Genomic DNA, 19,525 nt, shown 5'->3' on the forward strand with positions numbered 1-19,525 from the left:
GGGCTTTATGGCTCGTACTACACCGATTAATCGCTACCGTAACATCGGTATCGTTGCTCACGTGGATGCTGGTAAGACCACCACCACCGAGCGCGTCCTTTTTTACACCGGCAAAAGTCACAAAATGGGCGAGGTGCATGACGGCGCCGCGACCACAGACTGGATGGTGCAGGAGCAGGAGCGTGGTATTACCATTACTTCTGCTGCTATCACCGCCTTCTGGAAAGGTTCCGAGAAGCAGTACCCGCACGAGCATCGCTTCAACGTAATCGATACCCCGGGCCACGTAGACTTCACCATTGAAGTTGAACGTTCCCTGCGTGTACTCGACGGCGCGGTCGTTGTGTTCTGCGGTACTTCGGGTGTTGAGCCTCAGTCGGAAACCGTATGGCGTCAGGCCAACAAATACGGCGTTCCACGTCTTGTTTACGTAAACAAGATGGACCGTGCTGGTGCCAACTTCCTGCGCGTGATCGCTCAGATCAAGCAGCGTCTGGGTCACACTCCGGTGCCGATCCAGTTGGCTATCGGTTCCGAAGACAACTTCCAGGGTCAGATCGATCTGATCAACATGCAAGCTGTCTACTGGAACGATTCCGACAAGGGCATGGTTCCTGTTCGCAAGGACATTCCTGCTGAATTGCTGGAAGAAGCCGAGAAGTGGCGCGGCAACATGGTCGAGGCTGCGGCCGAAGCCAACGAAGAGCTGATGAACAAGTACCTCGAGGGTGAAGAACTCACCAACGAGGAAATCAAGGCCGCTCTGCGTCAGCGTACTATCGCTGGTGAGATCGTTCTGGCTGTTTGCGGTTCTTCCTTCAAGAACAAGGGTGTTCCCCTGGTTCTCGACGCCGTTATCGACTTCCTGCCTGCTCCAACCGACATTCCCGCTATCAAGGGTTCCAACCCGGATAACGAGGAAGAGGAAATGGAGCGTCACGCAAGTGACGACGAGCCGTTCGCGGCTTTGGCATTCAAGATCGCTACCGACCCATTCGTGGGTACCTTGACCTTTGTTCGGGTTTACTCGGGCGTGTTGGCCTCCGGCGACGGCGTGATCAACTCGGTCAAAGGCAAGAAAGAGCGTGTGGGTCGTATGGTGCAGATGCACGCAAACGCCCGTGAAGAAATCAAGGAAGTACGCGCTGGTGACATCGCGGCCTTGATCGGCATGAAGGACGTCACCACTGGCGAAACCTTGTGCAACGCTGACAAGCCAATCATCCTGGTTCGCATGGACTTCCCGGAGCCGGTTATTTCGGTTGCCGTTGAGCCCAAGACCAAGGATGACCAGGAAAAAATGGGTATCGCTCTGGGCAAACTTGCTCAGGAAGACCCGTCTTTCCGCGTCAAGACTGATGAAGAGACTGGTCAGACGATCATCTCCGGCATGGGCGAGCTGCACCTGGACATCCTGGTTGACCGGATGCGCCGTGAGTTCAACGTCGAAGCCAACATCGGCAAGCCTCAGGTTTCCTATCGTGAGCGCATCACGAAGAACTGTGAAATCGAAGGCAAGTTCGTTCGCCAATCCGGCGGTCGTGGCCAGTTCGGTCACTGCTGGATCCGTTTTGCACCGGCTGACGAAGGTCAGGAAGGTCTGCAATTCGTGAACGAAGTCGTAGGTGGTGTTGTTCCTAAGGAATACATCCCGGCGATCCAGAAGGGTATCGAAGAGCAGATGAAGAACGGCGTTGTTGCCGGCTATCCGCTGATCGGCCTGAAGGCAACAGTGTTTGATGGTTCTTACCACGACGTCGACTCCAACGAGATGGCGTTCAAGGTGGCTGCTTCCATGGCAACCAAGCAACTGGCCCAGAAGGGCGGTGGTGAGTTGCTCGAGCCGATCATGGCAGTAGAAGTCGTTACGCCTGAAGACTACATGGGTGATGTCATGGGCGACCTTAACCGTCGTCGTGGCATGATTCTGGGTATGGAAGATACGGTTTCCGGCAAGGTTATCCGCGCCGAGGTTCCGTTGGGTGAAATGTTCGGTTACGCGACCGACGTTCGTTCCATGTCTCAGGGTCGCGCAAGCTACTCTATGGAATTCAAAAAATACAATACAGCTCCGTCGCATATCGTCGAGACTGTTACTAAAAAGCAAGGCTGATTCAGCCCTTTAGGCAAGGAGTTAATTGTCGTGGCTAAAGAAAAATTTGATCGTTCCCTACCGCACGTCAACGTTGGCACCATTGGTCACGTTGACCACGGTAAAACCACTCTGACCGCTGCTCTGACTCGCGTCTGCTCCGAAGTTTTCGGTTCGGCCGTTGTTGCTTTCGACAAAATCGACAGCGCTCCGGAAGAAAAGGCTCGTGGTATCACCATCAACACCGCGCACGTTGAGTACAACTCTTCGATTCGTCACTACGCTCACGTTGACTGCCCAGGTCACGCTGACTATGTGAAGAACATGATCACCGGTGCTGCCCAGATGGACGGCGCGATCCTGGTTTGCTCGGCCGCCGATGGTCCGATGCCACAAACCCGTGAGCACATCCTGCTGTCCCGTCAGGTAGGCGTTCCGTACATCGTTGTCTTCCTGAACAAGGCTGACATGGTTGACGACGCTGAGCTGCTGGAGCTGGTTGAGATGGAAGTGCGCGATCTGCTGAGCACTTACGACTTCCCAGGTGATGACACCCCAATCATCATCGGTTCGGCTCTGATGGCTCTGAACGGCCAGGACGACAACGAAATGGGTACCACCGCTGTGAAGCGTCTGGTAGAAACTCTGGACAGCTACATCCCAGAGCCAGTTCGTGTTATCGACAAGCCGTTCCTGATGCCTATCGAAGACGTATTCTCGATCTCCGGTCGCGGTACTGTTGTGACTGGTCGTATCGAGCGCGGTATCGTCAAGGTTCAGGATCCGCTGGAAATCGTAGGTCTGCGTGACACCACCGTCACCACCTGCACCGGTGTTGAAATGTTCCGTAAGCTGCTCGACGAAGGTCGTGCTGGCGAGAACTGCGGCGTTCTGCTGCGTGGTACCAAGCGTGACGACGTTGAGCGTGGCCAGGTTCTGGTTAAGCCGGGTTCGGTCAAGCCGCACACCAAGTTCGAAGCTGAAGTGTACGTTCTGAGCAAAGAAGAAGGCGGTCGTCACACTCCGTTCTTCAAAGGCTACCGTCCACAGTTCTACTTCCGGACCACTGACGTGACCGGTAACTGCGAGCTGCCGGAAGGCGTTGAAATGGTAATGCCAGGCGACAACATCAAAATGGTTGTCACCCTGATCAAGACCATCGCAATGGAAGACGGTCTGCGTTTCGCTATCCGTGAAGGCGGTCGTACCGTCGGCGCTGGCGTCGTAGCCAAAATCATCGAGTAAGACTCTCTTGTAGAGTTGACTCGGTGAGTTGAAAAGCCCCCGCTTAGCGGGGGCTTTTTTATTGGGTTGACACCTATCGGGGGCGTCTATAGAATTGCGCCTCCTTTTAACGGGCGTATTGCGCCCGGTGGGAATAGCAGCCGGAGTCTGAAATCCAATGCAAAATCAGCAAATCCGTATCAGGTTGAAGGCTTTCGACCATCGCCTGATCGACCAATCCACCCAGGAAATCGTGGAAACCGCGAAACGTACTGGTGCTCAAGTGCGTGGTCCAATTCCACTGCCTACCCGTAAAGAGCGGTTCACCGTTCTGGTCTCCCCGCACGTCAACAAAGACGCGCGTGACCAGTACGAGATCCGTACTCATAAGCGTGTTCTGGACATCGTCCAGCCAACGGATAAAACCGTTGATGCTCTTATGAAGCTCGATCTTGCGGCCGGTGTGGAAGTGCAGATCAGCCTCGGCTAAGACTCGGTCTTAGTCGTGTAACGCTCTGAAATGGGCGGCCATAGCGGGTGAAAGCCCCGTACACTCATGAGGTTTACAACATGACTATTGGTGTAGTCGGTCGTAAATGCGGTATGACCCGTATTTTCACCGAAGAAGGTGTCTCCATTCCGGTCACGGTCATTGAGATCGAGCCGAATCGCGTCACCCAGTTCAAAACTGAAGAGACCGATGGCTATCGTGCAGTGCAAGTCACTGTCGGCGAGCGTCGTGCTTCGCGTGTAACAGCTGCTCAAGCTGGCCACTTCGCCAAGGCGAACGTTGCCGCTGGTCGTACCGTAATGGAATTCCGCCTTGAAGAAGGCGAGTACCAGGCCGGCGATCTGATCAACGCTGAAATCTTCGCTGCTGGTCAACTGGTTGATGTAACCGGTCAGTCCAAGGGTAAAGGCTTCCAGGGTACGATCAAGCGTTGGAACTTCCGCGGGCAAGATAACACCCACGGTAACTCCGTATCCCACCGCGTTCCAGGCTCTATCGGCCAGTGCCAGACTCCTGGTCGTGTATTCAAGGGCAAAAAAATGTCCGGTCATATGGGCGCCGAGCGCGTGACCGTGCAGTCCCTCGAAGTAGTGCGCGTGGACGCTGAACGCAATCTGTTGTTGGTCAAGGGCGCTGTTCCTGGCGCTACTGGCGGCAACTTGGTTGTACGTCCAGCAGCCAAGGCTCGCGGTTAAGGGGAAGCTGACATGCAATTAAATGTAAATGACGCTCAAGCGATCGAAGTTTCCGAACTGACATTTGGCGGCGAATTCAACGAGACGCTGGTTCACCAAGCAGTCGTGGCCTACATGGCCGGCGGCCGTCAAGGTAGCAAGCAGCAAAAGACCCGTTCCGACGTTTCTGGTGGCGGTAAGCGCCCATGGCGTCAGAAAGGTACTGGCCGTGCTCGTGCCGGTACTATCCGTAGCCCAATCTGGCGTGGCGGCGGTACCACTTTCGCAGCTCGTCCTCAGGATCACTCCCAGAAGCTGAACAAGAAGATGTATCGCGCAGCAATGCGTTCCATCCTTGCTGAGCTGGTGCGTACTGATCGTCTGGTCGTGGTTCAGGACTTCGCTGTTGAAGCACCGAAAACCAAAGATCTGCTGAACAAGCTGAATGGCATGGGCCTGACTGACGTCCTGATCGTGTCTGACGCTGTTGATCAGAACCTGTACCTGGCTGCTCGCAACCTGCCACACGTCGATGTCCGTGACGTGCAGGGTTCCGATCCGGTCAGTCTGATCGCATACGACAAGGTGTTGATCACCGTGTCGGCCGTGAAGAAATTCGAGGAGCTGCTGGGATGAACCAGGAACGCGTATTTAAAGTTCTGCTTGGCCCGCACGTTTCCGAGAAGGCTACGGTTCTGGCAGACAAGAAAGGCCAGTTCGTTTTCAAGGTTGCAACCGATGCAACCAAGCTGGAAATCAAGAAGGCCGTCGAAAGCCTGTTCAGCGTGAAAGTAGAGCGCGTTACTACCCTGAACGTTCTGGGTAAGAGCAAGCGCACTGCTCGCGGTCTGGGCAAGCGTAATGACTGGAAGAAGGCAGTTATCTCCCTTCAGCCAGGCCAAGATCTCGATTTCAGCAGCAGTGCTGAGTAAGGAAGGGGTGCATCATGGCAATCGTTAAATGCAAACCGACTTCCCCTGGCCGCCGTTTTGTGGTCAAGGTGGTCAACCAGGAGCTGCATAAAGGCGCTCCTCACGCACCGCTGCTCGAGAAAAAATCGAAGTCTGGTGGTCGTAACAACAATGGCCGTATTACCACTCGTCACATTGGTGGTGGTCATAAGCAGCATTATCGTCTGGTCGACTTCCGTCGCAACGACAAGGATGGCATCGCTGCCACCGTCGAGCGTATCGAATACGATCCAAACCGTACTGCTCACATCGCTCTGCTGCTGTACGCAGATGGCGAGCGTCGCTACATCATCGCCCCTAAAGGCGTGAGCGCTGGCGACCAGCTGATCGCAGGTGCCCTGGCACCGATCAAGCCGGGCAACGCTCTGCAACTGCGCAACATTCCAGTTGGTAGCACCGTACACGGCATCGAATTGAAGCCAGGTAAAGGCGCGCAAATCGCTCGTTCCGCTGGTGCTTCGGCTCAGCTGATCGCTCGTGAAGGTGTCTACGTGACCCTGCGTCTGCGTTCTGGTGAGATGCGTAAAGTCCTGGCTGAATGCCGTGCGACCCTGGGCGAAGTCTCGAACTCCGAGCACAGCCTGCGTTCGTTGGGTAAAGCTGGTGCCAAGCGCTGGCGTGGCGTTCGCCCAACCGTTCGTGGTGTTGCCATGAACCCGGTTGACCACCCACATGGTGGTGGTGAAGGTCGTACCTCTGGTGGTCGTCATCCGGTATCGCCATGGGGCTTCCCGACTAAGGGCGCGAAGACTCGTGGTAATAAGCGTACCGACAAAATGATCGTCCGTCGTCGCAAGTAAATAGAGGGATACGACAGTGCCACGTTCTCTGAAAAAAGGTCCTTTTATTGATCTTCACCTACTGAAGAAGATCGAAGTGGCGGCGGAAAAGAACGATCGCAAACCAGTTAAGACCTGGTCGCGTCGTTCGATGATCCTGCCACAGATGGTCGGTCTGACCATCGCTGTACACAACGGTCGCCAGCACGTCCCAGTTCTCGTGAACGAAGACATGGTCGGCCACAAACTGGGCGAGTTTGCCGGTACCCGCACATATCGTGGGCACGTGGCTGACAAGAAAGCCAAGCGTTAAGGGGTAAGGAAATGGAAGTAGCCGCTAAGTTGTCGGGCGCTCGAATCTCCGCCCAGAAAGCCCGCTTGGTCGCCGACCAGATCCGCGGGAAGAAGGTGGGCGAAGCGCTCAACCTGTTGGCTTTCAGCAGTAAGAAAGCCGCCGAGATCATGAAGAAAGTGCTGGAGTCGGCCGTAGCCAACGCCGAGCATAACGAAGGCGCAGACGTTGATGACCTGAAGGTCAGCACTGTTTTCGTCAACGAAGGGCGTTCGCTGAAGCGCATCATGCCACGTGCCAAAGGCCGTGCTGATCGCATCGTCAAGCGGTCTTGCCATATCACTGTCAAGGTTGCTGACAAGTAACGGAGTCGAAGAGATGGGTCAGAAAGTACATCCCATTGGCATTCGCCTGGGAATCGTCAAGGAGCACACCTCCGTCTGGTACGCAGACGGTCGGACTTATGCGGACTACTTGTTCGCTGATCTGAAGGTGCGTGAGTATCTCCAAGACAAACTAAAAAGCGCGTCCGTCAGCCGTATCGATATCCATCGTCCGGCTCAGACTGCACGTATCACCATCCACACCGCTCGTCCAGGTATCGTTATCGGGAAGAAAGGTGAAGATGTTGAGAAACTGCGTCAGGACCTGACCAAGCAAATGGGTGTGCCTGTGCACATCAATATCGAAGAGATCCGCAAGCCGGAGCTCGACGGTATGCTGGTTGCGCAGAGCGTAGCTCAGCAGCTGGAGCGTCGCGTAATGTTCCGTCGCGCTATGAAGCGCGCTGTACAGAACGCCATGCGCATTGGTGCCAAAGGCATCAAAATCCAAGTGAGCGGTCGTCTCGGCGGTGCTGAAATCGCACGTACTGAATGGTATCGCGAAGGTCGTGTGCCACTGCACACCCTGCGTGCCGACATCGACTATGCCAACTACGAAGCTCACACCACCTACGGTGTGATCGGTGTAAAGGTTTGGATCTTCAAAGGCGAAGTAATTGGTGGTCGCCAAGAAGAACTGAAACCACAAGCACCAGCGCCTCGTAAAAAAGCTGCTAAGTAAGGGGTACGCCAAATGTTGCAACCAAAGCGTACGAAGTTCCGCAAGCAGATGACCGGTCACAACCGTGGCCTGGCATTGCGCGGTAGCAAAGTCAGCTTCGGCGAGTTCGCGCTGAAGTCTGTTGCTCGTGGTCGTCTCACCGCTCGTCAGATCGAGTCAGCGCGTCGTGCTCTGACCCGTCACGTAAAACGTGGCGGCAAGATCTGGATCCGTGTATTCCCGGACAAGCCTGTCACCAAGAAGCCACTCGAAGTTCGGATGGGTAAAGGTAAGGGTAACGTGGAGTACTGGGTTGCCCAGATTCAGCCAGGCAAAGTCCTGTATGAAATCGAGGGTGTTTCTGAAGAGCTGGCGCGTGAGGCTTTCGCCCTGGCTGCTGCAAAGCTGCCGCTCGCCACCTCCTTTGTTAAACGGACGGTGATGTGATGAAAGCGAATGAACTTCGTGAAAAATCAGCACAGCAGCTGAACGAGCAACTGCTCGGCCTGCTGCGCGACCAGTTCAATCTGCGTATGCAGAAGGCAACTGGCCAGTTGGGGCAGTCTCATCTGCTCTCGCAAGTTAAGCGTGACATCGCTCGCGTGAAAACTGTGCTCAACCAGCAGGCAGGTAAGTAATCATGGCTGAAGCCGAAAAAACTGTCCGTACGCTGACTGGCCGTGTTGTCAGCGACAAGATGGACAAAACCATCACCGTTCTGATCGAGCGTCGCGTTAAGCACCCGATCTACGGTAAATACGTTAAGCGTTCGACTAAGCTGCACGCGCACGACGAAACCAATCAGTGCCACATCGGCGACAAAGTCACTATTCGTGAAACTCGTCCGATGGCCAAGACCAAATCTTGGGCGCTGGTTGATGTTCTCGAACGCGCTGTGGAAGTCTAAGGGCTAGGGGTCGGAGAAATTATATGATTCAGACTCAATCCATGCTCGATGTGGCCGATAACAGCGGCGCTCGCCGTGTTATGTGCATCAAGGTGCTGGGTGGCTCCCATCGTCGTTACGCTGGTATCGGTGACATCATCAAAGTTACCGTCAAGGAAGCAATTCCTCGCGGTAAGGTGAAGAAAGGCCAAGTGATGACTGCTGTTGTAGTCCGCACTCGCCACGGTGTTCGTCGTGCTGACGGCTCCATCATCCGCTTTGATGGCAACGCTGCTGTTCTGTTGAACAACAAGCAAGAGCCAATCGGCACCCGTATCTTTGGGCCAGTGACCCGTGAACTTCGTACTGAGAAGTTCATGAAGATCGTCTCGCTCGCCCCAGAAGTGCTGTAAGGAGATCCGACATGCAAAAGATTCGTCGTGACGACGAGATCATCGTGATCGCCGGCAAAGACAAGGGTAAGCGCGGTAAGGTGCTGAAGGTTCTTGCTGACAACCGTCTGGTTGTTGGTGGTCTGAACCTGGTCAAGCGTCATACCAAGCCTAACCCGATGTCGGGCGTACAGGGCGGTATCGTCGAGAAAGAAGCGCCACTGCACGCTTCCAACGTCGCCATTTTCAACGGCGAAACCAACAAGGCTGACCGCGTTGGTTTCAAAGTAGAAGACGGTAAGAAAATTCGTGTCTTCAAGTCGACCCAAAAAGCGGTTGATGCTTGAACACTGCTAGGTAGAAGACCATGGCACGACTAAAAGAGATTTACCGGAAGGAAATCGCACCGAAACTTAAGGAAGAACTTAAGCTTTCGAACGTGATGGAAGTTCCGCGCGTTACCAAAATCACCCTGAACATGGGTCTGGGCGAAGCGATCGGCGACAAAAAAGTCATCGAGCACGCTGTAGCCGACCTGGAAAAGATCACCGGTCAGAAAGTCGTTGTGACTTACGCTCGGAAATCCATCGCTGGCTTCAAAGTCCGTGAAGGTTGGCCGATCGGCGTCAAAGTGACCCTGCGCCGTGAGCGTATGTACGAGTTCCTGGATCGTCTGCTGTCGATCTCCCTGCCTCGGGTTCGCGACTTCCGCGGCCTGAATGCCAAGTCCTTCGATGGTCGTGGCAACTACAGCATGGGCGTGAAAGAGCAGATCATCTTCCCGGAAATCGATTACGACAAGATCGACGCTCTCCGCGGTCTGGACATTACCCTGACCACCACTGCTCGGACGGATGAAGAAGGTCGCGCACTGCTGCGTGCTTTCAAATTCCCGTTCCGCAACTGATTGGAGTAGGACAATGGCCAAGAAGAGCATGAAGAACCGTGAGCTGAAGCGTCAGCTCACCGTTGCCAAGTACGCCACCAAGCGTGCAGCGCTGAAAGCTATCATCGTTGATCTGAACGCAAGTCCAGAAGCGCGTTGGGAAGCTACCGTAGCACTGCAGAAGCAGCCACGTGACGCCAGCGCTTCGCGCATGCGTAACCGCTGCCGCCTGACTGGTCGTCCGCACGGCGTGTACCGCAAGTTCGGCCTCGGCCGTAACATGCTGCGTCAAGCTGCAATGCGTGGTGACGTTCCAGGTCTGGTCAAGGCCAGCTGGTAAGCACTGTCAAAGTCGCGGCGCTCGGGATCGCAAGATCCTGACCGCCGGTGACCTTGAACTTGAATCAAGCCCCTTTTGGGGCTTGATTCATTTGTGGGGTGTGTCTAGAATACCCGGCTCGCCTGAGCCCGTGTTTTTATTGCACGGATGCGCTCGGCGACACGTACTAGCCGAAAGGCTAATTTTTTGTGTATTAGGAGCGTCTAGCCCATGAGTATGCAGGACCCGTTAGCGGACATGCTAACTCGTATCCGTAATGCCCAGATGGCTGAAAAGTCCGTCGTAAGCATGCCATCTTCTACGTTGAAGGTAGCTGTTGCCAAAGTCCTGAAGGACGAAGGTTACATTGCGGGTTATCAGATCAGCAGCGAAATCAAGCCTCTGCTGTCCATCGAGCTTAAGTACTTCGAAGGCCGTCCGGTCATCGAGGAAGTGAAGCGCGTTAGCCGTCCAGGCCTGCGTCAGTACAAGTCCGTCGATGATCTGCCAAAAGTTCGTGGCGGTCTCGGTGTGTCTATCGTCTCCACCAACAAAGGTGTGATGACGGATCGTGCTGCGCGCGCTGCCGGTGTCGGCGGCGAAGTTCTTTGCACTGTGTTCTAAGGGGGGATAAGCATGTCACGCGTCGCTAAGAACCCCGTTAAGCTGCCAGCCGGTGTCGAAGTCAAATTCGCAGGCCAACAGCTTTCGGTGAAGGGTGCCAAGGGCACTCTGCAACTGAACATCCATTCGTCCGTTGAGATCGTTGAAGAAGCTGGTGAGCTGCGTTTCGCTGCTCGCAATGGCGATCAACAGACTCGCGCAATGGCTGGTACCACTCGTGCGTTGGTAAACAACATGGTCCAAGGCGTAAGCCAAGGCTTCGAGCGCAAGCTCCAGCTGGTCGGTGTTGGTTACAAAGCGCAAGCAAAAGGCACAGTGCTGAACCTGGCTCTTGGCTTCTCGCACCCAGTGGATTATGAACTGCCGGAAGGCATCACCGCTGAGACTCCTAGCCAGACCGATATCCTGATCAAGGGCATCGACAAGCAGCTGGTAGGTCAAGTGGCCGCCGAGATCCGCGACTTCCGTCCACCAGAGCCGTACAAAGGCAAAGGTGTGCGCTACGCGGACGAAGTCGTCCGTCGTAAAGAAGCCAAGAAGAAGTAGGGCATAGCAAATGACCGACAAAAAAGTTACTCGACTGCGTCGCGCTCGCAAAGCACGCCTGAAAATGCACGAACTCGAAGTCGTGCGTCTCTGCGTGTTCCGCTCGTCGCAGCACATCTACGCCCAGGTCATTTCGGCCGACGGCAACAAAGTCCTGGCAAGTGCCTCGACTTTGGATAAAGAACTGCGTGATGGCGCCACTGGCAACATCGACGCGGCCACTAAGGTTGGCCAGCTGGTCGCTACGCGTGCTAAAGCCGCTGGCGTCTCGCAGGTGGCTTTCGACCGCTCTGGCTTCAAGTACCACGGCCGCGTCAAGGCGCTGGCTGATGCTGCTCGTGAAGCTGGGCTGGAGTTCTAAGTTATGTCAAATAACGACCAAAAGCGCGACGAAGGCTACATCGAGAAGCTGGTTCAAGTTAACCGCGTAGCCAAAACCGTTAAAGGCGGCCGTATCTTCACTTTCACCGCGTTGACCGTGGTAGGTGATGGTAAAGGGCGTGTTGGCTTCGGCCGTGGCAAGTCGCGTGAAGTGCCTGCTGCGATCCAGAAGGCAATGGAAGCTGCTCGCCGCAACATGATCCAGGTTGATCTGAACGGCACCACCCTGCAGTACGCAATGAAGTCTGCCCATGGCGCTTCGAAGGTGTACATGCAGCCTGCTTCTGAAGGTACCGGTATCATCGCTGGCGGCGCTATGCGTGCTGTCCTCGAAGTTGCTGGCGTTCAGAACGTTCTGGCCAAGTGCTACGGCTCGACTAACCCGGTAAACGTGGTTCACGCCACCTTCAAGGGTTTGAAAGCAATGCAGTCTCCTGAATCCATTGCCGCCAAGCGTGGCAAAAGCGTCAAGGAGATCTTCTGATCATGGCTACCGTAAAAGTTACGCTGATCAAAAGCATGACCGGCCGCATCCCTAACCACAAACTGTGCGTTAAGGGTCTGGGTCTGCGTCGCATCGGTCACACTGTAGAAGTCCAGGATACTCCCGAGAATCGCGGGATGATCAACAAGGCTTACTACATGCTGCGTGTCGAGGGTTAATCGATGAAACTCAATGATCTGAGTCCAGCGCCGGGTTCCCGTCGCGAAAAGCATCGTCCGGGCCGTGGTATCGGTAGTGGTTTGGGCAAGACCGGTGGCCGTGGCCACAAGGGTCAGACCTCCCGCTCCGGTGGCACCATTGCTCCAGGCTTTGAAGGCGGTCAACAGCCGCTGCATCGTCGCCTGCCGAAGTTCGGTTTCGTTTCCCTGAAAGCCATGGACCGCGCAGAAGTGCGTCTGTCCGAGCTGGCCAAGGTGGATGGCGACATCGTCACCGTGCAGTCCCTGAAGGATGCCAACGTGATCAACCAGAACGTACAGCGTGTGAAAATCATGCTGTCGGGCGAAGTTGCTCGTGCTGTCACCATCGGAAAGGGAATCGGCGCCACCAAAGGTGCGCGTGCGGCTATCGAAGCAGCTGGCGGCAAGTTCGAGGAATAAATGGCTAAGCAAGGTGCTCTCTCTGCGCTCGGCAAAGGCGGTATGTCTGAACTCTGGGCTCGTCTGCGTTTTCTGTTCCTGGCGATTATCGTCTACCGAATAGGCGCACACATCCCGGTTCCAGGTATCAACCCGGACCGACTCGCGGACCTGTTTCGACAGAATGAGGGGACCATTCTTAGCTTGTTCAACATGTTTTCCGGCGGCGCGCTGGAGCGGATGAGCATCTTTGCACTGGGGATCATGCCGTACATTTCGGCATCGATCATCATGCAGCTGATGTCCGCTGTCAGCCCGCAGCTGGAGCAGTTGAAGAAGGAAGGTGAAGCTGGCCGTCGCAAGATCAGCCAGTACACCCGCTACCTCACTGTCGTCCTCGCTCTCGTCCAGGCTGTTGGCATGTCCATCGGTCTGGCGGGGCAGGGCGTAGCGTTCACTGGTGACTTTGGCTTCCATTTCGTCGCGGTAACCACTTTTGTGGCGGGTGCGATGTTCATGATGTGGCTGGGTGAGCAGATTACTGAGCGTGGTGTTGGCAACGGTATCTCGATGTTGATCTTCGCAGGTATCGTCGCCGGTCTTCCGAGAGCGATCGGGCAGTCTTTCGAGTCTGCGCGTCAGGGTGATATCAACATCTTCGCCCTGGTTGCCATCGGTTTGCTGGCAGTAGCGATTATCGGTTTCGTGGTGTTCATTGAGCGTGGCCAGCGTCGTATCGCTGTTCACTACGCCAAGCGTCAGCAGGGCCGCAAGGTTTTTGCTGCGCAGACCAGCCACTTGCCGTTGAAGGTGAACATGGCCGGCGTTATCCCGGCCATTTTCGCGAGCAGCATCTTGCTGTTCCCGGCTTCGTTGGGTGCCTGGTTCGGCCAGTCTGAAGGTATGGGCTGGTTGCAGGACATCTCGCAGTCGATCGCTCCTGGTCAGCCGTTGAATATTCTGCTGTTTAGTGCAGGGATTATTTTCTTCTGCTTCTTCTATACGGCGTTGATGTTCAATCCGAAAGACGTAGCGGAAAACCTGAAGAAGTCCGGTGCCTTTATTCCGGGTATCCGTCCGGGCGAGCAGTCGGCGCGCTACATTGATGGCGTTCTGACGCGTTTGACCTTGTTCGGTGCTCTTTACATGACGGCCGTGTGCTTGCTTCCCCAGTTCCTGGTGGTTGCGGCAAACGTTCCGTTCTACCTTGGCGGGACCTCGTTGCTGATCGTGGTCGTGGTTGTGATGGACTTCATGTCCCAAGTACAATCGCACCTCGTTTCGCACCAGTACGAATCCCTGATGAAGAAAGCCAACCTGAAGGGCTACGGCAGCGGCATGTTGCGCTGAGTAGCGTCCATAAGGTTCGAGGAGTTGGTGATGAAAGTTCGTGCATCGGTGAAAAAGCTGTGCCGTAACTGCAAGATTATTCGCCGCGAAGGTGTTGTTCGGGTAATTTGCAGCGCGGAACCGCGTCACAAACAGCGCCAAGGCTGAGTGTGATTGTGCTTTAAGCCCGGCAGCTAGTGCGCTGCCGGGTTGATTATTTGTTATTACAGCGATATTATCTCGCGCCCTATTTCTTGGCTTCCGGGGCGTAGGTAGCTGTCAATTGGAGTCCCACTGAATGGCCCGTATTGCAGGCGTCAACATTCCAGATAACAAGCATACTGTTATCTCGCTGACCTACATCTATGGTGTTGGTCGCACTACTGCACAGAAAATTTGTGCAGAGACTGGGGTCAACCCAGCAGCAAAGATCAAGGATCTGAGCGACGAGCAAATTGAACAGCTGCGTGGCGAAGTGGCGAAGTTCACCACTGAAGGTGACCTGCGTCGCGAAATCAACATGAAAATCAAGCGCTTGATGGACCTCGGTTGCTATCGCGGTCTGCGTCATCGTCGTGGTCTGCCAGTACGCGGTCAGCGTACCAAGACCAACGCGCGTACCCGTAAAGGTCCGCGTAAGCCGATCCGCAAGTAATCGCCCCAGCGAATCGACAGGAATTTAATCATGGCAAAACCTGCTGCTCGTCCTCGTAAAAAAGTTAAAAAGACAGTGGTTGATGGCATCGCCCACATCCATGCATCTTTTAACAACACCATCGTGACCATTACCGACCGTCAAGGTAACGCTCTTTCCTGGGCTACCTCCGGTGGTTCGGGTTTCCGCGGTTCCCGCAAGTCCACCCCGTTCGCTGCTCAAGTAGCTGCTGAGCGTGCTGGTCAAGCTGCGCTGGAATACGGCCTGAAAAACCTCGACGTCAACGTCAAAGGTCCAGGTCCAGGTCGTGAATCCGCAGTCCGCGCTTTGAACGGCTGTGGCTACAAGATCGCCAGCATCACCGACGTGACGCCAATCCCGCACAACGGGTGCCGTCCGCCGAAGAAGCGCCGCGTGTAATCCAGGAGATTGTAAAGAATGGCTCGTTACATTGGTCCAAAATGCAAACTCGCTCGTCGCGAAGGCACCGATCTCTTCCTGAAGAGCGGCGTGCGCGCGATCGAATCGAAGTGCAACATTGAAGCAGCACCTGGTATCCACGGCCAACGCCGCGGTCGCCAGTCCGATTACGGCACCCAACTGCGTGAAAAGCAGAAGGTCCGTCGTATCTACGGCGTTCTCGAGCGTCAATTCAGCGGCTACTACAAAGAAGCTGCTGGCAAGAAAGGCGCAACCGGCGAAAACCTGTTGCAGCTGCTCGAATGCCGTCTGGACAACGTTGTATACCGTATGGGTTTCGGTTCTACTCGTGCCGAATCCCGTCAGCTGGTATCGCACAAGTCGATCAGCGTTAACGGCCAGACCGTGAACGTTCCGTCCTACCAGGTTCGTGCTGGTGACGTGGTTGCTGTTCGCGAGAAAGCAAAAAACCAACTTCGCATTGTCCAAGCTCTCGATCTGTGTGCCCAACGTGGCCGCGTAGAATGGGTAGAAGTAGACACTGAGAAGAAGTCGGGCGTTTTCAAGAACGTTCCTGCTCGCAGTGATCTGTCCGCCGACATCAACGAAAGCCTGATTGTCGAGCTCTACTCCAAGTAAGGGCTAGAAAATAGGTGCATCCATGCAGATTTCGGTAAATGAGTTCCTGACACCCCGCCATATTGATGTGCAGGTTGTCAGTCCAACCCGCGCCAAGATCACACTCGAGCCTCTCGAGCGTGGTTTCGGCCACACCCTGGGCAACGCGCTGCGCCGCATCCTGTTGTCCTCAATGCCCGGCTGTGCAGTAGTCGAGGCCGAGATTGACGGTGTGCTCCACGAGTACAGCGCCATCGAAGGTGTACAGGAAGACGTAATTGAAATCCTGTTGAACCTTAAAGGTCTGGCTATCAAGCTGCACGGTCGTGACGAAGTTACGCTGACCTTGTCGAAGAAGGGTTCGGGGGTGGTTACCGCTGCCGATATTCAGCTGGATCATGATGTCGAGATCGTTAACCCCGATCACGTAATCGCTAACCTGGCGTCTAACGGCGCCCTGAACATGAAGCTCACCGTAGCTCGTGGTCGTGGTTATGAACCGGCAGACTCGCGTCAGAGCGATGAAGACGAAAGCCGCAGCATCGGTCGCTTGCAGCTTGACTCTTCGTTCAGCCCGGTTCGCCGTATCGCATACGTGGTGGAAAACGCCCGTGTCGAACAGCGTACCAACCTGGACAAGCTGGTTATTGATCTGGAAACCAACGGTACCCTGGATCCTGAAGAGGCTATCCGCCGCGCTGCAACCATCCTGCAACAGCAGTTGGCTGCGTTCGTCGACCTCAAGGGTGACAGTGAGCCAGTGGTTATCGAGCAGGAAGACGAGATCGATCCGATCCTGCTTCGCCCGGTTGACGATCTGGAACTGACTGTACGTTCGGCTAACTGCCTTAAGGCGGAAAACATCTACTACATCGGTGACCTGATTCAGCGTACCGAAGTAGAGCTGTTGAAGACTCCGAACCTTGGCAAGAAATCCTTGACTGAAATCAAGGACGTTCTGGCCTCCCGCGGTCTGTCCCTCGGCATGCGCCTCGACAACTGGCCGCCTGCAAGTCTTAAGAAGGACGACAAGGCGACTGCCTGATCGTCGTAATCACCGAACGTTGTGTTTGGTAAGGAATGAACCATGCGTCATCGTAAAAGTGGTCGTCACCTGAGCCGCACCAGCTCGCACCGCAAGGCCATGTTCCAAAACATGGCGGTGTCGCTGTTCGAGCACGAGCTGATCAAAACTACACTGCCGAAAGCCAAAGAACTGCGCCGCGTTGCCGAGCCGCTGATCACTCTGGCCAAGACAGACAGCCTGGCTAACCGCCGCCTGGCTTTCGACCGTACTCGTTCGAAAGCTATCGTTGGTAAGCTCTTCAACGACCTGGGCAAGCGTTACGCTACCCGTGAGGGTGGCTACCTGCGCATCCTCAAGTGCGGTTTCCGCGCTGGCGACAACGCGCCTATGGCGTACGTCGAGTTGGTTGATCGTGCTACTGCCGGCGAAGCTGTAAGCGCCGAGTAAGACGACAGTCTGCAACGAAGAACCGGGCCTAGTGCCCGGTTTTTTGTGCTCGATGGAAAAGTGCTTTAGCCGTTTCGCCTGGCCTGGCTATTGGCAATCTTGCTTATTAGATAATGACTATCGAAGCCCATGATTTAATGAATTTGGATACTGTCACTAACATGATCAATACTCCTCACCAGCCGATTAGCCGGCAGTCCGAACCGACCTAGGAAGATTTGAGCATGAGCCAGACCAAAACGCTTACGACCGCCAGTGGCGCTCCTGTCGCCGATAACCAGAACTCTCGCTCCGCCGGCCCACGTGGCCCGCTGCTGCTCGACGATTTCCACCTGATCGAGAAGCTTGCTCATTTCAATCGCGAAAACATTCCAGAGCGTCGTGTGCACGCCAAGGGCTCAGGCGCTTACGGCACCTTCACCGTAACTCGCGACATCACTCAATACACCAGCGCCAAGTTGTTCGAGTCGGTTGGCAAGCAGACGCCGACTTTCCTGCGCTTCTCTACCGTGGGTGGCGAGCGCGGCTCCGCCGATACCGAGCGCGATCCACGCGGTTTCGCCCTGAAGTTCTACACCGAAGAAGGTAACTGGGACATCGTCGGCAACAACACACCGGTGTTTTTCATCCGCGACCCACTTAAGTTTCCAGACTTCATTCACACCCAGAAGCGCCTGCCACAAAGCAACCTCAAAAGTGCCCAGATGATGTGGGACTTCTGGTCGCACTCGCCCGAAGCGTTGCATCAGGTCACCATTCTGTTCTCTGACCGCGGTATTCCTGACGGCTACCGTCACATGCACGGTTTCGGCAGTCACACCTACAGCCTGATCAATGCCCTGGGTGAGCGTCACTGGGTGAAATGGCACTACAAGACCAAGCAAGGCATCAAGAACCTCGCGCCGGCCGAAGCTGCACGCCTGGCGGGCACCGATCCGGATTATGCCCAGCGCGACCTGTTCAACGCGATCGAGCGTGGTGACTTCCCGAAATGGAGTGTCTGCATCCAGATCATGACCGAGGCACAGGCCGCGGCCCATTACGAAAACCCGTTCGATGTGACCAAGACCTGGTCGCAGAAAGAGTTTCCGCTGATCGAAGTCGGCGAGCTGGAGCTCAACCGCAACCCGCTGAACTACTTCGCCGAAGTGGAGCAAGCGGCATTCGGGCCTAGCAACATGGTGCCGGGTGTGGGTCTCTCGCCTGATCGCATGCTGCAGGGGCGTGTGTTTGCCTATGCCGATGCACACCGCTACCGCGTAGGCACCAACCATCAGCAGTTGCCGGTGAACGCGCCGCGCAGCCCGGTCAATACCTACCAGCGCGACGGCGCCATGGCGTTCGGCAGCAATGGCGGCGCGGCTCCGAACTATGAGCCAAACAGCTTCGTGGAGGCGCCGAAGCAAGCGCCGCGTTATGCGGAGCCGGCACTGGCCCTCAGCGGTGCGGCGGATCGGTATGATCATCGCGAAGACACCGACTACTACAGCCATGCCGGTGCACTGTTCCGCTTGATGAACGATGAGCAGAAAGCGCTTTTGATCAGCAATATCGCCGGTGCGATGGCGGGGGTCTCGGCGGATGTTGTCGATCGCCAGCTGCAGCATTTCTTCAAGGCAGACGCTGCTTATGGAGAAGGTATCGCAAAAGCCTTGGGCGTACAGCTTAACTAAGTCTAAACGAGAAGCAGAACCGCCCTCATTTGGGCGGTTTTTGCGTTATTTACCCTGCTTTTCTCGGATTTTCTTCACTTTTATTGCGATAGGCGAGTGACCTTGCAGTCAGCTTGGTTCAAACTAGGGCCTTTCAAAGCTTGTGGAGATGTAGGGCGATGCAAGGTCACCCAGACGTAATCGATTACCTCAACACGTTGCTGACAGGCGAACTGGCAGCCCGTGATCAATATTTCATCCACTCACGGATGTACGAGGATTGGGGTTTTACCGAGCTCTACGAACGTATCAACCACGAGATGGAAGAAGAAGCGCAGCACGCCGACGCCTTGATGCGCCGGATCCTGATGCTCGAAGGCACGCCACGCATGCGCCCGGACGACCTGGATATCGGTACCACCGTACCTGACATGCTCGCCGCCGACCTGCGTCTGGAATACAAAGTCCGCGCGGCGCTGTGCAAAGGTATCGAGCTGTGCGAACAGCACAACGACTACGTCACTCGCGAGATCCTGCGGGTGCAGCTCAACGATACTGAAGAAGACCACACTTACTGGCTTGAAAAGCAGCTGGGTTTGATCAAGTTGATCGGGCTGGAGAATTACCTGCAATCGCAGTTCTGATGTATTTATTGCGGGATAAAAAAGCCCCT

The 19,525-nt window shown here is 55.3% G+C and carries 32 protein-coding genes; all 32 read left to right on the forward strand.

Translation table 11 applies throughout. The features are described from left to right. Positions 1 to 7 precede the first annotated feature (7 nt). The 32 genes from fusA (at position 8) to bfr (ending at position 19,496) form a co-directional block, all read left to right on the forward strand. Positions 8 to 2,113, forward strand: a complete 2,106-nt coding sequence (gene fusA / locus J3P84_RS03285) for an elongation factor G (protein ID WP_053125865.1) — start codon at positions 8 to 10, stop codon at positions 2,111 to 2,113. Between the two features lie 30 nt (positions 2,114 to 2,143). After that, a complete protein-coding gene (gene tuf, locus J3P84_RS03290) occupies positions 2,144 to 3,337 on the forward strand; it encodes an elongation factor Tu (protein WP_003186071.1) in 1,194 nt (397 codons plus the stop codon). A gap of 157 nt (positions 3,338 to 3,494) precedes the next feature. Then, on the forward strand, positions 3,495 to 3,806 hold the full coding sequence (gene rpsJ / locus J3P84_RS03295; RefSeq protein ID WP_003186070.1) for a 30S ribosomal protein S10: 312 nt from the start codon (positions 3,495 to 3,497) through the stop codon (positions 3,804 to 3,806). An 80-nt stretch (positions 3,807 to 3,886) separates the two neighbouring features. Continuing rightward, entirely contained in the window at positions 3,887 to 4,522 is a 636-nt protein-coding gene (gene rplC / locus J3P84_RS03300; protein ID WP_003186059.1) for a 50S ribosomal protein L3, read from the forward strand. A gap of 12 nt (positions 4,523 to 4,534) precedes the next feature. Further along, positions 4,535 to 5,137 carry a 50S ribosomal protein L4 gene (gene rplD, locus J3P84_RS03305; protein WP_003186057.1) on the forward strand — a complete coding sequence of 201 codons (603 nt, stop codon included), beginning with the start codon at positions 4,535 to 4,537 and terminating at the stop codon, positions 5,135 to 5,137. Further along, entirely contained in the window at positions 5,134 to 5,433 is a 300-nt protein-coding gene (gene rplW / locus J3P84_RS03310; RefSeq protein WP_002555488.1) for a 50S ribosomal protein L23, read from the forward strand. Before rplD ends, rplW begins: the two co-directional genes overlap by 4 nt. Before the next feature lie 14 nt (positions 5,434 to 5,447). Beyond that, a complete protein-coding gene (gene rplB, locus J3P84_RS03315) occupies positions 5,448 to 6,272 on the forward strand; it encodes a 50S ribosomal protein L2 (protein ID WP_003186055.1) in 825 nt (274 codons plus the stop codon). A 16-nt stretch (positions 6,273 to 6,288) separates the two neighbouring features. After that, positions 6,289 to 6,564, forward strand: a complete 276-nt coding sequence (gene rpsS, locus J3P84_RS03320) for a 30S ribosomal protein S19 (RefSeq protein ID WP_002555486.1) — start codon at positions 6,289 to 6,291, stop codon at positions 6,562 to 6,564. A gap of 11 nt (positions 6,565 to 6,575) precedes the next feature. Beyond that, positions 6,576 to 6,908, forward strand: coding sequence for a 50S ribosomal protein L22 (gene rplV / locus J3P84_RS03325; protein ID WP_003103908.1), 333 nt, complete (start codon positions 6,576 to 6,578; stop codon positions 6,906 to 6,908). A gap of 13 nt (positions 6,909 to 6,921) precedes the next feature. After that, positions 6,922 to 7,608, forward strand: coding sequence for a 30S ribosomal protein S3 (gene rpsC / locus J3P84_RS03330; RefSeq protein WP_003176422.1), 687 nt, complete (start codon positions 6,922 to 6,924; stop codon positions 7,606 to 7,608). Positions 7,609 to 7,620: 12 nt separating this feature from the next. Continuing rightward, the gene (gene rplP, locus J3P84_RS03335) at positions 7,621 to 8,034 is read left to right on the forward strand and encodes a 50S ribosomal protein L16 (RefSeq protein ID WP_003186052.1); all 414 of its coding nucleotides are present in this window, start codon (positions 7,621 to 7,623) and stop codon (positions 8,032 to 8,034) included. Then, positions 8,034 to 8,225 (forward strand): 50S ribosomal protein L29, encoded by a 192-nt coding sequence (gene rpmC, locus J3P84_RS03340; protein WP_002555481.1) that lies wholly within the window; start codon positions 8,034 to 8,036, stop codon positions 8,223 to 8,225. Before rplP ends, rpmC begins: the two co-directional genes overlap by 1 nt. A gap of 2 nt (positions 8,226 to 8,227) precedes the next feature. Further along, the gene (gene rpsQ, locus J3P84_RS03345) at positions 8,228 to 8,494 is read left to right on the forward strand and encodes a 30S ribosomal protein S17 (protein ID WP_003194644.1); all 267 of its coding nucleotides are present in this window, start codon (positions 8,228 to 8,230) and stop codon (positions 8,492 to 8,494) included. Between the two features lie 23 nt (positions 8,495 to 8,517). Next, positions 8,518 to 8,886: a 50S ribosomal protein L14 gene (gene rplN / locus J3P84_RS03350; RefSeq protein ID WP_002555479.1), complete on the forward strand. Its 369-nt coding sequence runs from the start codon at positions 8,518 to 8,520 to the stop codon at positions 8,884 to 8,886. Positions 8,887 to 8,897: 11 nt separating this feature from the next. Further along, the gene (gene rplX / locus J3P84_RS03355; protein WP_003186046.1) at positions 8,898 to 9,212 is read left to right on the forward strand and encodes a 50S ribosomal protein L24; all 315 of its coding nucleotides are present in this window, start codon (positions 8,898 to 8,900) and stop codon (positions 9,210 to 9,212) included. 20 nt (positions 9,213 to 9,232) lie between these two features. Continuing rightward, positions 9,233 to 9,772 (forward strand): 50S ribosomal protein L5, encoded by a 540-nt coding sequence (gene rplE / locus J3P84_RS03360; RefSeq protein ID WP_030140492.1) that lies wholly within the window; start codon positions 9,233 to 9,235, stop codon positions 9,770 to 9,772. Positions 9,773 to 9,785: 13 nt separating this feature from the next. After that, complete coding sequence (gene rpsN, locus J3P84_RS03365; protein ID WP_003186042.1) at positions 9,786 to 10,091, forward strand: 30S ribosomal protein S14; 306 nt, start codon at positions 9,786 to 9,788, stop codon at positions 10,089 to 10,091. A 210-nt stretch (positions 10,092 to 10,301) separates the two neighbouring features. Next, positions 10,302 to 10,694 (forward strand): 30S ribosomal protein S8, encoded by a 393-nt coding sequence (gene rpsH, locus J3P84_RS03370; protein WP_003186040.1) that lies wholly within the window; start codon positions 10,302 to 10,304, stop codon positions 10,692 to 10,694. Positions 10,695 to 10,706: 12 nt separating this feature from the next. Further along, on the forward strand, positions 10,707 to 11,240 hold the full coding sequence (rplF, locus tag J3P84_RS03375; RefSeq protein WP_003186039.1) for a 50S ribosomal protein L6: 534 nt from the start codon (positions 10,707 to 10,709) through the stop codon (positions 11,238 to 11,240). 10 nt (positions 11,241 to 11,250) lie between these two features. Next, positions 11,251 to 11,601, forward strand: coding sequence for a 50S ribosomal protein L18 (rplR, locus tag J3P84_RS03380; protein WP_003186037.1), 351 nt, complete (start codon positions 11,251 to 11,253; stop codon positions 11,599 to 11,601). Between the two features lie 3 nt (positions 11,602 to 11,604). Beyond that, positions 11,605 to 12,105, forward strand: a complete 501-nt coding sequence (rpsE, locus tag J3P84_RS03385; RefSeq protein WP_003186035.1) for a 30S ribosomal protein S5 — start codon at positions 11,605 to 11,607, stop codon at positions 12,103 to 12,105. A 2-nt stretch (positions 12,106 to 12,107) separates the two neighbouring features. Next, a complete protein-coding gene (gene rpmD, locus J3P84_RS03390; protein ID WP_003176408.1) occupies positions 12,108 to 12,284 on the forward strand; it encodes a 50S ribosomal protein L30 in 177 nt (58 codons plus the stop codon). 3 nt (positions 12,285 to 12,287) lie between these two features. Then, the gene (gene rplO, locus J3P84_RS03395; RefSeq protein ID WP_003186032.1) at positions 12,288 to 12,725 is read left to right on the forward strand and encodes a 50S ribosomal protein L15; all 438 of its coding nucleotides are present in this window, start codon (positions 12,288 to 12,290) and stop codon (positions 12,723 to 12,725) included. Further along, positions 12,726 to 14,054, forward strand: a complete 1,329-nt coding sequence (gene secY / locus J3P84_RS03400) for a preprotein translocase subunit SecY (protein ID WP_018612224.1) — start codon at positions 12,726 to 12,728, stop codon at positions 14,052 to 14,054. A gap of 30 nt (positions 14,055 to 14,084) precedes the next feature. After that, entirely contained in the window at positions 14,085 to 14,201 is a 117-nt protein-coding gene (gene rpmJ, locus J3P84_RS03405) for a 50S ribosomal protein L36 (protein ID WP_002555468.1), read from the forward strand. A gap of 130 nt (positions 14,202 to 14,331) precedes the next feature. After that, positions 14,332 to 14,688: a 30S ribosomal protein S13 gene (rpsM, locus tag J3P84_RS03410; RefSeq protein ID WP_009045849.1), complete on the forward strand. Its 357-nt coding sequence runs from the start codon at positions 14,332 to 14,334 to the stop codon at positions 14,686 to 14,688. A gap of 30 nt (positions 14,689 to 14,718) precedes the next feature. After that, entirely contained in the window at positions 14,719 to 15,108 is a 390-nt protein-coding gene (gene rpsK / locus J3P84_RS03415; RefSeq protein WP_002555466.1) for a 30S ribosomal protein S11, read from the forward strand. 18 nt (positions 15,109 to 15,126) lie between these two features. Further along, on the forward strand, positions 15,127 to 15,747 hold the full coding sequence (gene rpsD / locus J3P84_RS03420) for a 30S ribosomal protein S4 (protein WP_003176404.1): 621 nt from the start codon (positions 15,127 to 15,129) through the stop codon (positions 15,745 to 15,747). A 22-nt stretch (positions 15,748 to 15,769) separates the two neighbouring features. After that, positions 15,770 to 16,771, forward strand: a complete 1,002-nt coding sequence (locus J3P84_RS03425) for a DNA-directed RNA polymerase subunit alpha (RefSeq protein ID WP_003176403.1) — start codon at positions 15,770 to 15,772, stop codon at positions 16,769 to 16,771. A 42-nt stretch (positions 16,772 to 16,813) separates the two neighbouring features. Next, positions 16,814 to 17,200 carry a 50S ribosomal protein L17 gene (rplQ, locus tag J3P84_RS03430; protein ID WP_003176402.1) on the forward strand — a complete coding sequence of 129 codons (387 nt, stop codon included), beginning with the start codon at positions 16,814 to 16,816 and terminating at the stop codon, positions 17,198 to 17,200. A gap of 224 nt (positions 17,201 to 17,424) precedes the next feature. Beyond that, positions 17,425 to 18,873 carry a catalase gene (locus tag J3P84_RS03435; RefSeq protein ID WP_434627781.1) on the forward strand — a complete coding sequence of 483 codons (1,449 nt, stop codon included), beginning with the start codon at positions 17,425 to 17,427 and terminating at the stop codon, positions 18,871 to 18,873. 158 nt (positions 18,874 to 19,031) lie between these two features. Further along, a complete protein-coding gene (bfr, locus tag J3P84_RS03440) occupies positions 19,032 to 19,496 on the forward strand; it encodes a bacterioferritin (RefSeq protein WP_024778335.1) in 465 nt (154 codons plus the stop codon). Positions 19,497 to 19,525: the final 29 nt, after the last annotated feature.

Origin of the sequence: Pseudomonas sp. Z1-29 (assembly GCF_051131995.1) — a bacterium.
GTDB lineage: Bacteria > Pseudomonadota > Gammaproteobacteria > Pseudomonadales > Pseudomonadaceae > Aquipseudomonas.